Below are 13,470 nucleotides of genomic sequence, written 5' to 3' on the forward strand. Positions count from 1 at the left end.
GCAGTAATCAATTATTAACGTAAAATAAATCAAACATGAAAAAGAAGTTTTTTAATGCAAAAATTTATCGCAACGACACTGCTACTGAAATGATTGTGGAAAACGGAAAAATCATACACATTGGCACTAATTTGCCAAAATGTGACGAAGAAATTGACCTTAACGGGAAGCTTGTGATGCCTCCTTATGTTGATCCGCACTTGCATTTGGATTATGTTTATACTTTATCGGAACTTGGACAAGAAGGAGCTGGTTCTGGAACTCTATTTGAAGCCATTAAACTATGGCCACAATTCAAAAAAACACTAACCGTTGAAAGTGTGAAAAGATTGGCAATGAAGGGAATTAAAGATGAAGTTTCACAAGGTGTACAACACATTCGAACTCACATTGATGTTACTGATCCCAACTTTACGGCACTAAAAGCGATGCTGGAATTGAAAGCAGAATTAAAAGATATTGTTGACATACAAATTGTGGCTTTTCCCCAAGAAGGGATGTACATGTATAAAGGGGGACGCGATTTAGTGGAAGAAGCACTCAAAATGGGAGCTGATGTTGTAGGTGGAATTCCGCATTATGAACCTGCAAGGGAATTTGGCGAAAAATCCATTCACGATATCGTAAAAATGGCTATGAAATACGATAAACTGATTGATGTGCATTGTGATGAAACAGATGATCCCCACTCCCGATTTGTAGAATTATTAAATGGACTCGTTTACATGGAAGATTACGGAAGTAAAACTACTGCAAGTCATACGTGTTCCTTTGGTTCGGCAGATGATTCGTATGCGTTTAGAATGTTAGATATATTCCAAAAAACAAAATTAAACTTTATAGCCTGTCCAACCGAGAATGCCTATTTGCAAGGTCGTCAAGACACGTATCCAAAACGCCGTGGACTAACGCGAGTGAAAGAATTTATAGAATACGGAATTAATGTTGCTTTTGCTCAAGATTCCATCAATGACCCTTGGTATCCAATGGGTAATGGTAATATGATGAATATTCTTGATAATGGAATTCACTTGGCTCAAATTATGTCTTCGGAAGACGTAAAAACAAATTTCGACTTAATTACTTACAATGGAGCTCGTTGTTTAAATATTCAAGACAGTTATGGTTTAGAGGTAGGTAAAGCTGCGAATTTCATTGTTTTAAATGAAAGCTCGGTTTATGAAGCAATGCGAAAAAGAGTAGATGTCTTGGCATCTGTACGTAATGGAAATTTCTTATTCCGTCGAAAAGAGATGGCGTACGATATTCCATTACGTCTTTAATCATAATCAAAGTACTTCACATTGGTTGTTTCAGAACAATTGAACTACTTAATGTGAAATACTTTAAAAACTATAATCTCCTAAAATCAAAGTTATGACTAAAGAGTATAGTGTTTAAAAAACCAAAAGCGTTTTTCCGTGGCTGATTATGATGTCCTCTGTAACTTTCGTAGGAATATTATCAGAGTTGATGCCTTCCGGCGTGTTGCCATTAATCATGGATTATTTGAATATTAGTGCAGTGCAGACTGGAAATTTGGTTTAAGTCTGTATTAGTTGAACAACTTAAAAAAACAAAGCCGTTAGAATAAGCACTAAAATAAACATGGAGGAATTTGCAACTTCTGAAAAAGTCAATAAAGAATAGCATGGTGTTAAAGTAAAATTTCTTTAAATTACAAATAACTTTGTTAAGCGTGACCGCTTTGCAAGATCAATTAAAAACTAAAAATATGAGTACTGAAACGAATAAAGTCAATCCTCTTTTATGCGATATCGAAACCGGTATGTGCGAAATTGGATCAGAGACGACCGATAACACAACTAAAAACACACAACAATCGACAGCAAAACGCGTAAAACTGGTTTATTATACCGATCCAATTTGCTCCTCTTGTTGGGGAATTGAACCGCAATTGCGTAAATTAAAATTAGAATACGGCGATGCCATCGATATTGATTACCGAATGGGTGGTTTATTACCCGACTGGAGTTACAACAGCGGCGGTATTGGAAAACCATCAGATGTTGCAACCCATTGGGACGAAGTCAGCGCTTATTATGACATGCCTATTGACGGCGATTTATGGTTGGAAGACCCGCTAGATTCCTCCTATCCGCCATCGATTGCTTTTAAAGCAGCTCAAATGCAAGACGAGGAAAAAGCGGTGCTATTTATGCGTGAAATGAGAGAAATGGTTTTCCTGAATAAGAAAAACATTGCTAAATGGGAACATATTGCAAATGCAGCTCGAAACGTAGGATTGAACGTTGACCAATTAAAATCAGATTTTGAAAATGATGCGAAGAAGCGATTTGAAGAAGACTTGCAATTAGGAAGAACACTTGGAGTTCGAGGGTTTCCTACAATTTTCTTCTTTGACGAAAACGGCACCAAAGAAACGGTTCATGGTTCAAAACCCTATGCTTTTTATGAAATGGCGATTCTGAAGTTAAATCCAAATGCGGTAAAAAAAGAATACCGTAAAGATTGGGAAACGCTTTTTGCAAAATATCCTTCGCTTACAGCAAAAGAATTTTCGGAACTATCTGGAAATCCAAGAGTGGAAAGCGAAAAAATGTTGAATGAACTTTCAAATAAAGGGATATTAGATAAAGTAACCACAAAGAATGGTTCGATGTGGAAAATATTGAAATCTTAAGTTATCGTATCTTTAAGTTTTAAAAATCATTTAGGAAAAATATACCAAATCGGCAGAAGTCATCAACGGTCTTCCTTTGAAGGGTAAACGCACAATTTTAATATTGAACAGTATTGAATCATTTGTCTAGGAAAAAATGTAGAACTAAATCCAGACGATTTTGAAATCGATAAAATTATACGTTTTCAAGAAATTTGACGTGGGAATTACAAAAGTATACTCTATGCCATTTCTGCGATCCACTAAGATCTAAAAGGCTTTTCAATTAATGCGTACGGAATGTATGCCAATACGTCATTGGTTAAATTAATTACCAAACTAAAAAAACATTAAAAAATATTTAAGCACTATGTCAAATATCCAATTAATAATAGAAGAACGAGCTGCCACGATTGGGAAATTTATGGTGGGACGCTTATTGCCTTTTCGACAAAAAAGGATGGTTGGCCCTTTCATTTACATTGATCACATGGGGCCGGTAAAATTGAATGAAAGAGAAAACTTTGATGTTTTGCCCCATCCACACATTGGATTATCAACATTAACATTTTTATTTGAAGGCAGCATAATGCATCGTGATACTTTAGGAAACAATGTTGAAGTAAAACCAGGAGCTGTAAACTGGATGACGGCGGGAAAAGGGATTGTTCACTCTGAAAGAACGCCAGAATATTTGCGAGAATCAGAATTATTTATGCACGGTTTGCAAATCTGGGTAGCATTACCCAAGCATTTAGAACAGATGGAGCCCGCTTTTTCGCATATTGAAGAAAGCGAAATACCATCATGGACTGAAGATGATTTACAATTTAAACTGGTAGCCGGTGAAGCTTTTGATAAAAAATCGCCCGTTCCCGTATTTAGTAAATTGTTTATGATTGAAATAAAGAGTAAATCAAAACAATCAGTCAATATTGGTCATCATCTTTACGGAGAGGCTGGTATGTATATTTTAGAAGGAGCTATTGAAAGTGAAGGTAATCTCTACGGTCCAAAACAATTATTAGTGGCAAATGAAAGTACACTTTGCGAATTTACCATTCATGAAAACACTTCGATTTATATTTTTGGTGGTGAAACTTTTGCTGAAGAACGCTTTATCGACTGGAATTTTGTCTCTTCGTCGAAAGAGCTAATTGAAATCGCCAAGAACAAATGGAAAGAACAATTGTTTCCAAAAATTCAAGGAGAAGAAGATGAGTTTATTCCTTATCCAAGTTTACCTAGAAAATAAAACCGAAATACTTAGGATTTTTAGGGGATGATGCAAGTTCATCATACATTAAAAAAAACTGATTAAAATGCTGTTGACTGTGACCTATATCAGGTTGCTTCAACAGCATTTATTTTTTTTGTAAAAAATCAACAATAACATTGTTGTTCCTACTTCATCATTTCGCTTCTAAGTGCTGATGGATATGCAATAAAAGGAAGAATTTAAATTAAGCGATATTTTTGTAAATATTTGATTGATTTTTTAAATTCATTTTTATCCTATATTTCAAATCCGAATTTTTTATTGTATTCGATTTCAATCTATTCAAAAAACATGCAGTTTCATTTATTCTTTTGGATTCCGCTTATACTACAATTAGAAAGAAAAGATCTAATAATACTTGACGATTTTGGAATGCAGTCATTAGATGCACATAACCGAATTACACTTTTATAAATCTTTGAACACAGGCATAATAATAGTTCTGTAATCTTAACATCACAAATAGCACTGCAGGGTTGGTATGATATTATTGGAGAGAAAACCACAGCTGATACTATTTTAAATAGACTCATTCATCAGTCACACCGGCTTGAACTAATTGGAGAATCCATGAGGAAGAAAAGAGGCATAAGCAAACAATATTATTTAGGTATTTTGCCAATTTAACTTTTACAGTAAATAATTACTACTAGAAATAGCTATTCACTGAACAATTTAATTTAAAATTTATCATTTAGAAAACAACTTTGAACTATGCTTATAATGAATAATTTTTCCTTTTTTTTATAAAACTTATTACTTTTGTTAACTATATAAACTTTTGAAAGTGAACCTATTGTTGTCCCCGTTGTTAAATAGTAACTTTTAACCCCCTTTAATTACTAGAAAATTAATAAAGCTAATGGTACCTCTTTGTCCGCAATCAAAAATTTGCGAAAAAATTTTTAGGCTTTTTTGTTTTTTTACTCTTCTGAGCTTTTATAATATGTTGAAAAATTCTCTAAACACATTTTATATCTGAAATTAAAATTTACTATTCAAATTATCTCTGTAATTCTAAAAGATAATAGAATAATAAAATGTGATAGTAGATTAGCCTGAATTTTTCCAACAATAAAGAAACAATTCTTTTTCTAAAAACGATTTCATAATCCTATACATTAGTAATTCCTTCTTAAAAAATTTATTCAATTTATAAATTTAACAAATCTCATTATCAATTCTTTATTGTAATTTTTTAGAAATAACATAATTTTAAAGAACTAATTTTATGTTTTCTACGTAAATACCTTTAATCACTCATTTATATTGGATTAAAATAGTCCGCAACAACTAAATAAGTTTTAAAACATTTAATAAAGTATTTACCTTTAAAAAAAATAACATGCGAATTTATTTCTCTATTTTTATTTGTATTTTTTCGATAGGAATTCAGGCGCAAGGCAATATTCCTAAAGCGCTTAAAGAACTGAATAAAGAAACCGTTCCATATATCATGGTAAATGAATTAAAAGGGAAAAAAAATATGGTTTTCCTTGATGCAAGAGAAGTAAATGAATTTAAAGTAAGTCATATCAAGGGAGCAATTTGGGTAGGATTTGATCGCTTTAAAGCAAAACCTATTGTTAAAAAAATTAGAAATAAGAAAACCAACATAGTCGTATATTGTTCTATTGGGGTTCGGAGTGAGAGAATTGGAGAAAAATTACAAAAATTAGGGTATAAAAATGTATACAATCTTTTTGGTGGAATTTTTGAATACAAGAATTCTGGTGGAAAAGTGGTGAATTCAAAAAACATAGAAACAGATAGTGTGCACACTTACAACAAAGAATGGAGCGCTTATTTAAATAAAGGAATAAAAATATATGAAGACTAATGCCTTACTTATTTTTACTAGAAATCCAGAAATTGGGAAAGTAAAAACAAGACTCGCAGAAACAATTGGTGATCAAAATGCTTTGACTGTGTACAATGATTTGCTCAATCATACTAAAAATGTAACTGAACATGCAGATTGTGATAAATTTGTTTTTTATGACAGTCATGTAAGTAAAAATGACTTATGGCCGGAATCAATTTATCAGAAAAAACTACAAATTGAGGGTGATTTAGGCCAACGAATGCAAACTGCTTTTGATAGTCTTTTTGAAATGGGCTACGAAAGATGTATCATTGTAGGCAGTGACTTATTTGACTTAACAAAATCTATCATTGAAAACGCTTTTAAACAACTAAACACTTATGACGTTGCTATAGGACCGGCCGAAGATGGTGGTTATTATTTGTTAGGATTAAAGAAAAAAAATGATACTGTTTTTCTAAATAAAAAATGGGGCACTGATAGCGTGTATGAAGCGACCATAAAAGATTTAGAGCATTTTAAAATTGCCATTTTACCAACATTGAATGATATTGATACTTTTGAAGATTTAGAACGGAGCGGATATAATTGTAAAAACATCAAGATTAATACAAATGCAGAAATATCAAGTAAAGAAGTATAAAAATGGATAAATACATTGCTATTTTAATAAATTCCTATAGTGGTTATTTCGATTATCTAAAAAACGAAGTATTGTACTGGAAATGGGATAATTATTTCTACGGATTAATTGCTATTTCTGTTACAGTTTGGTTGCTTGAAATTTTGTTTCCATGGAGAAAAAATCAAGCTATTTTCCGAAAAGATTTTTGGCTGGATTTATTTTACTTGTTTTTTAATTTTTTCTTACTCAATCTCATTTTATTAATAGCGCTATCAAACATCACTGAGCAGTTTATCAATGATTTTTTGCATTTCTTTGGATTCGAACTAACATCTATTCAGCTCCTATCAATATCTAAACTTCCACAACCAATTTCGTTACTATTATTTTTTGTTATTAGCGATTTTATTCAATGGAATGTACACCGCCTTTTGCATACAATTCCGTTCTTGTGGAAAATTCATAAAACTCATCACAGTGTCAAAGAAATGGGTTTTGCTGCTCATTTTAGATACAATTGGATGGAACCACTGGTTTACAAAGTCCTACTTTACATACCCATTATTTTGATAGGTGGAATAAATCTTCAAGATGTGTTTATTGTACATTTTATATCAATTGCAATTGGACATCTAAATCATGCTAATATTGGCTGGGATTATGGTATTTTTAAATATATTTTTAATAATCCTAAAATGCACATTTGGCATCACAGTAAAAAAATACCAAATAAAAATGGGGTCAATTTTGGAATTTCATTAAGCATTTGGGATTACCTTTTTAAAACCAATTATATTCCGAGTGATGGTAGAGATATTGAACTTGGTTTTGATGATGATGATAAATTTCCAGAGGATTTTATAAAGCAAGAACTTTTTCCATTACAATAACAAATTCTAATTGGCACTAGCCTAATTACTAAAAATTAACTTTAAATAAAATATGAAAAAATACCTAATTATACTGATCCTTTTACCAATGCTTTCTTGTGGAAAAAATAAAGAGCAGGTAAAACTTACTTCAACTTCTACTGTATCAGAAAAAGTACTTGATGAGACTACAGATCATAATAAGTGGAATGCGCTTTTGCAAAAAAATGTATCAAAAGATGGAACAGTAAATTATAAAGCTTTTCAAAAAGATGGTAAAGAGTTACAATCTTACCTAGATGAATTATCCGCTAGAGTTCCCAATAGATCTTGGTCAAGAAATGCTACTTTGGCTTATTGGATTAACACTTACAATGCTTTTACTGTTAAATTAATTTTAGATAATATGCCCATAAAAAGTATTAAAGACATCAATAATCCTTGGGGTAAAAAATTCATTTCTTTAGCTAATAAAAAATATAGTTTAGAAGAAATAGAACATGAAATTTTACGAAAAATGGATGAGCCTAGAATACATTTCGCTATTAACTGCGCCTCGTTTTCTTGTCCAAACTTGTTGAATAGCGCTTACACGGAAACAAAATTGGAACAACAACTTAATACCGTAGCAAAAAGTTTTATTAACGATAAAAGTAAAAATAGCATCACAGCTAATAAAATTGAAATTTCTAAAATATTTGATTGGTTTGCAGGTGATTTTAAAAAAGAGGGTTCTGTTATTTCATTCTTAAATCAATATTCTTCTATTAAAATAAATCCTAAAGCAAAATTAAATTACAAAGACTACAATTGGAGTTTGAATGATTAAATTATCAATACTAATTCCGTGTTTTAATAAAGTTTATTATAACAATAAATCAGTATAAGATTTTGAAAGTAAGTCCTTTGATAAAAAATAACTCTAGATAAATATTATACTCCAATTACAATGTGATTTGATTATTTAAACTGTACAAAAATTTACAAAATTAATAAGTTTAAAACACTAAAAATCAATACGTTAAAAAATAATTTAAAAATTTTTATATTTTTTTAAAACCACAATTACTCTTTTTTCGTAAATCAATTTAAATTAAACAAAAACACATTATTATCATGATTAAAAAACAATTACTATTCATTTTAGCTGTAACAACATTTGGATATGTTAACACAGCTCATTCTCAGAGTCCAATTAGTGGATTCATGCAAGGAAAAGGCAAGGGAAATGTTTCTCTTTCTTTTAGTTCAGAAAAATATGATGAGGTTTATTTTATTCCAGAAAAAGTAAAAGGAGTTCCTGTTTTTAACGAAACAAAAATCACGAGTACTTCTATTTATGCCACTTATGGAATTAGTGACCAAGTTGATGTAGTTTTAGTATTACCTTACGTAACAGCAAAAGGGAATGCGACGCCAGAAGTTTTAACAAATTTAAATTTAGAAAACGAAAGAAAAGGTTTTCAAGATGTTTCAGTTTTTGTTAAATATAGTCCGTTTTATTTTGATTTTGGTTCTTCTTCGTTACGCTTAATTGGAGCTTTAGGATTAAAAACACCATTAGGCAACTACAAAGTTGAAGAAGGATTCCAATCTATTATTGCCATTGGAAATAGAAGTACAACAGTTAGTACAACTGGTATGGCAATGTACAAAATGAATTCAGGAATTTTTGCATCGGCGCAGTTAGCTGGAAATTACGCTTCAAATGATGTTCCTAACTCTTACGCTACAGAACTTAAAGTAGGTTATGCAGCAAGATTATTTTACGGGGACGCTTTTATAGCGAATCAAAAATCAACTGGTGGTGTAGATATTTTTGGACAAGGTTTTACAGGCTTTTTCCCAATTACAAAAGTAAATTATACCAAAATAGGTTTAAATTTATATACTCCTGTATATAAAGATCTAGGTGTTTCTGTTGGAGCTAGTACATTGGTAGCTGGTAGAAATATTGGTAATTCGACAGGTTATTACGGTGGTATAGTTTACAAATTTTAAAAAAAAAAAATGAAAAATACAAATATAAAAAACGCTTTTTTCGCAGTAGCTTTAATGTTATCTATAGTTTCATGTGATTCTGAGTACAAAGATGAAACACCTAGTATTGCTGGAATTGCAGTAGCTAATCCTAATTTTAGCACACTTGAAGGAGCTGCAGTACAAGGTGGTGTAGTTGGAGTTTTAAGCAACCGTAATCCTAATGATCCTTCTGGACATTACACTGTTTTCGCTCCTACAAATGATGCTTTTGCAAGACTAGGATTAGTTGATGCAGGAACTTTGGGAGGATTACAAAATAGTTTTTTGACCAATACCCTACTGTATCATGTTTCTAACGGGGATTTACTTTCTAATCAAATTATAACTGGTAACACATCAACATCTGCTTTAGGACCTAACAGACGTTTTATAAGTAGAGGAAAAGATTTATACATCAACGGTTCAAAAATAATATTGACAAATGTAAATGCTAGTAATGGTACCGTTCATGCTATAGATAAAGTGATGATCGCTACTGGTGTAGATATTGTACAATCTGCGATATTATTACAAACTGTTAAAGTATTTAAAGCGCCTGAACTTACTTTTTTAGTGGCAGCGGTAGTAAAGTCGGGTTTAGCACCGGTTTTAGCTGATCCAAATGCTAACTTTACTATTTATGCACCAACAGATGCAGCATTTAAAGCGGCAGGATTTGCAACTGTTCAGGATGTTACCAATGCACCAGCATCAGTTTTAGCACAAGTTTTATTAAACCATGCAATTGCAGGTGGAAAATTTACATCAGAACAAACTAGCACTACAGTTGCTACAGCAGGTGGAGGAACATTGACTTATAGCCCATTTTTAAACGGTACTTTTACTATAAAAAGTAATGGAATTACAACTCCTGCTAATATGGTTATTCCAGATATACAATGTAGTAACGGAATTGTACATGTTATAGACAAAGTTTTATTGCCATAATAATATAAAACAAAAGAAAACAGTTACAAGTTTATAATTGCAACTGTTTTCTTTTAAATTATTGCTTTCTAAAAAAATAAAGATTTTAGTTTTTATGATACTTTATAATTGTACTTTCTAATTAATATTTTTTTCTAAAAAGAATTAAAATTTTATGAATTGTTAATCATTATGGTTTTAACTTAAAACTATATTTGCGGTCAGATAAACAAGCACGTAATTCTATTAATAATTATAAAATACATTTGATTTTATTAAATTGATGTAGATCCAAAGTATTGGTTTTTAAAATGATTATTAAAATAGTATCCTTTTAAATCAGCTAACAAATTATTTTTTCAGTAATCGAATACTCAAATATTTTATATGGAACATATTGTAATCATTGGAAATGGAATTGCGGGAGTCACGCTTGCACGACATATCAGAAAGAAATCTGAATCAAAGATTACAATTGTATCAAATGAAAATGAGTTTTTCTTTTCACGAACAGCGTTAATGTATGTTTTCATGGGACACATGAAATTTGAGCACACACAACCTTATGAAAATGATTTTTGGAAAAAAAACAAAATAGAACTTACACTAGGGCAAGTTATACAGGTTGTTCCTTCTGCTAAAGAAATTATTTTGGCAAACGACAAAAAAATAAGCTACGACAAATTAGTATTAGCAACTGGATCAAAACCTAATAAATTTGGCTGGCCTGGCGAAGAACTAAAAGGCGTTACCGGGTTATATCATAAAAAAGATTTAGAATCATTAGAGAAGTGGTCTGTAAATGCAAATCGAGCTGTCATTGTTGGAGGAGGTTTAATAGGAATCGAATTAGCAGAAATGCTTCGCTCTCGTGACATACAAGTTACTTTACTTGTTCGAGAAAAATCGTTTTGGGCAGGCGTTTTACCTTTTGACGAAAGTCAGATGATTAACCGTCACATAGTAGAACATAATATTGATTTGAGATTAGAAACCAATTTAGTAGAAATTCTTTCAGACGAAAGCGGAAATGCTAAAGGAGTTGTAACGGATAAAGGAGAAATAATACTTTGCGATATAGTAGGTTTGACCGCAGGAGTATCTCCAAACATTGATTTTTTAAAAAATTCAGGAATAGAATTAGGAAAAGGAATAAAAGTAGATCGTTTTTTAGAAACAAATATAAAAGACATTTACGCAATTGGTGATTGTGCTGAACAACGTGTTGCGATTGGAGAAAGAACAGTTGTTGAGGCTGTTTGGTATACGGGTCGAATGATGGGAGAAACTTTATCACAAACATTATCAGGAATACCCACAGCATATAATCCAGGAAATTGGTTCAATTCGGCTAAATTCCTAGATATAGAATACCAAACTTACGGCTGGGTTTTGGCTAAACCTAAAGAATACGAAGCACAGTTTTATTGGGAACATCAGCAAGGAAAGAAAGCAATACGAATTTCTTTTGATAAAAGTAATCGCACTTTCTTAGGTATTAATACTTTTGGTATACGAATGCGTCATGAATTTTTTGATAAGGTTTTGACTGAAAAGAAAACGGTAGAATATGTTATCGAAAATTTACTTAAAGCTAATTTTGATCCGGAATTTTTCACTTCGCATCATAAAGAAATTCAAAAACAATTTTACAAACAATTCGATAGTTTTAAAACCGCATAATTATGACTAAAATAGTTGAAAATATATCGTTTGCTTCTCATGAAAATATGCAGATGGATGGTATGCAAAAATTAAGTGTTACTTTAGGCATATTGGGTTTATTTATTTTGGTACTAGCATTATTTAATGTTAATTTTCCAAATAAAGAAATTTGGCTTGCTACCGCTATAGCTTTAATTTTAGTAGGTGTTATTACTTATGCAAATAAAACCTATCTCAATCAGCCAGCAGGTATAAAAAACAATGGCGTTTGGCATACAAACTTTACCAACAAAGGTACTTTGGCTTGGATGACTGGTATTGTGTTAACTTCATTTTATGTTGTTTTATATTGGTATCCTCAGTATTTAGGGCTTAATCAAGAAGGTGGAAAAAATAGTGGAATTGTTGCGTTTTTTGATCCACTAAGTCTAATTTTAAACGGAAAATCGGCTACTCAATGGTTTGTTTATGGTACTTTATATACTGTCGCTATTTTAGGGTTAGGTTATAAATTTATTTTAAAATACAGACATAATAAGTACCAATTAGTGCGTACTTTATCAGTAATGTTTTTTCAATTAGGATTTGCTTTTTTAATTCCCGAAATCTTAGAAAAACTGAATCCAGAAAAAGCTTATTTTGCTAAGGATTTAAAAAATATGTGGCCACTAAACTATTATTTTTTTAATGATTGGCACTTAAAAAACATGTTGGAAGGCGGTAATTTAGGCATGTTCATGTTGATCTTTGGTTTAGCAATGGTTTTTATCATCTCCCCTGTCCTTACCTATTTTTATGGTAAAAGATGGTATTGTTCTTGGGTTTGTGGTTGCGGAGGTCTCGCAGAAACTGCTGGTGATAGCTTTAGACATTTGTCAAGTAAATCAACAATATCATGGAAAATTGAACGATGGATGATTCACAGTGTTCTTGTATTTTCATTTATTATGACAATCGCAGTAATATTTACATTTTTATCTGATAATCCTCAAATGAGTTTTATTACAAAAGATCAATTTATATTTGGTGTAGTAATTTTCTTAGCCTTATTTACAATTGTACTGTATGTTTTTAAAAGAAAAGATATGGATACCGATGCGATTTATACAATGCTTTCATTAGTCGCTATAATTATTATATCTTTGCTGCTCAATTATTTTTCTGGAAAACAAAACATTCTGTTTTTAGATAGTAATTCATTGAGAGAATGGTACGGCTTTGCTATAGGAGCTGCATTTAGTGGCGTCGTGGGAGTTGGGTTTTATCCTATTTTAGGCAATCGTGTTTGGTGTCGTTTTGGATGTCCAATGGCTGCAATATTAGGACTGCAACAACGCTTATTTTCGAGATTTAGAATTACTACAAATGGCGGACAATGTATTTCATGCGGTAATTGTTCTACCTATTGCGAAATGGGAATTGATGTGCGTAGCTACGCTCAAAAAGGAGAAAATATTGTGCGTTCTTCTTGTGTTGGTTGTGGCATATGTTCGGCAGTTTGCCCTCGTGGCGTTCTAAAATTAGAAAATAACTCCGTATCAGGTAGAATAAATGCTAATGAAATTTTACTAGGAAATGATGTTGATTTACTAGATTTAATAAATAATAAATAGA

12 protein-coding genes are annotated in these 13,470 nt (G+C 31.5%); all 12 read left to right on the forward strand.

The genetic code is table 11. The annotated features are described in order from the left end of the window. The first annotated feature begins 35 nt into the window (after nucleotides 1-35). Nucleotides 36-1,283, forward strand: a complete 1,248-nt coding sequence (locus MW871_RS02560; protein WP_248427448.1) for an amidohydrolase family protein — start codon at nucleotides 36-38, stop codon at nucleotides 1,281-1,283. Nucleotides 1,284-1,735: 452 nt separating this feature from the next. Further along, entirely contained in the window at nucleotides 1,736-2,665 is a 930-nt protein-coding gene (locus MW871_RS02565; RefSeq protein ID WP_248427449.1) for a ClpXP adapter SpxH family protein, read from the forward strand. 349 nt (nucleotides 2,666-3,014) lie between these two features. Continuing rightward, the gene (locus MW871_RS02570) at nucleotides 3,015-3,899 is read left to right on the forward strand and encodes a pirin family protein (RefSeq protein WP_248427450.1); all 885 of its coding nucleotides are present in this window, start codon (nucleotides 3,015-3,017) and stop codon (nucleotides 3,897-3,899) included. Between the two features lie 438 nt (nucleotides 3,900-4,337). After that, complete coding sequence (locus MW871_RS16395) at nucleotides 4,338-4,550, forward strand: ATP-binding protein (protein ID WP_427854624.1); 213 nt, start codon at nucleotides 4,338-4,340, stop codon at nucleotides 4,548-4,550. Between the two features lie 718 nt (nucleotides 4,551-5,268). Next, the gene (locus MW871_RS02575) at nucleotides 5,269-5,763 is read left to right on the forward strand and encodes a rhodanese-like domain-containing protein (RefSeq protein WP_248427451.1); all 495 of its coding nucleotides are present in this window, start codon (nucleotides 5,269-5,271) and stop codon (nucleotides 5,761-5,763) included. Next, nucleotides 5,753-6,391, forward strand: a complete 639-nt coding sequence (locus MW871_RS02580; RefSeq protein ID WP_248427452.1) for a TIGR04282 family arsenosugar biosynthesis glycosyltransferase — start codon at nucleotides 5,753-5,755, stop codon at nucleotides 6,389-6,391. The genes MW871_RS02575 and MW871_RS02580 overlap by 11 nt, the downstream gene beginning before the upstream one ends. A gap of 2 nt (nucleotides 6,392-6,393) precedes the next feature. Further along, nucleotides 6,394-7,263 (forward strand): sterol desaturase family protein, encoded by an 870-nt coding sequence (locus tag MW871_RS02585; RefSeq protein ID WP_248427453.1) that lies wholly within the window; start codon nucleotides 6,394-6,396, stop codon nucleotides 7,261-7,263. A gap of 52 nt (nucleotides 7,264-7,315) precedes the next feature. Next, nucleotides 7,316-8,071 (forward strand): DUF547 domain-containing protein, encoded by a 756-nt coding sequence (locus MW871_RS02590; RefSeq protein ID WP_248427454.1) that lies wholly within the window; start codon nucleotides 7,316-7,318, stop codon nucleotides 8,069-8,071. 287 nt (nucleotides 8,072-8,358) lie between these two features. Continuing rightward, nucleotides 8,359-9,243 (forward strand): hypothetical protein, encoded by an 885-nt coding sequence (locus tag MW871_RS02595; protein ID WP_188050527.1) that lies wholly within the window; start codon nucleotides 8,359-8,361, stop codon nucleotides 9,241-9,243. A gap of 9 nt (nucleotides 9,244-9,252) precedes the next feature. Next, nucleotides 9,253-10,212, forward strand: a complete 960-nt coding sequence (locus MW871_RS02600) for a fasciclin domain-containing protein (RefSeq protein WP_248427455.1) — start codon at nucleotides 9,253-9,255, stop codon at nucleotides 10,210-10,212. A 366-nt stretch (nucleotides 10,213-10,578) separates the two neighbouring features. Next, nucleotides 10,579-11,874, forward strand: coding sequence for an NAD(P)/FAD-dependent oxidoreductase (locus tag MW871_RS02605; RefSeq protein ID WP_248427456.1), 1,296 nt, complete (start codon nucleotides 10,579-10,581; stop codon nucleotides 11,872-11,874). Between the two features lie 2 nt (nucleotides 11,875-11,876). Further along, nucleotides 11,877-13,469 carry a 4Fe-4S binding protein gene (locus tag MW871_RS02610; RefSeq protein WP_248427457.1) on the forward strand — a complete coding sequence of 531 codons (1,593 nt, stop codon included), beginning with the start codon at nucleotides 11,877-11,879 and terminating at the stop codon, nucleotides 13,467-13,469. The last annotated feature ends 1 nt before the right edge of the window (nucleotide 13,470 follow it).

It is taken from the genome of Flavobacterium pygoscelis (genome assembly GCF_023162025.1).
Lineage (GTDB): Bacteria > Bacteroidota > Bacteroidia > Flavobacteriales > Flavobacteriaceae > Flavobacterium > Flavobacterium pygoscelis.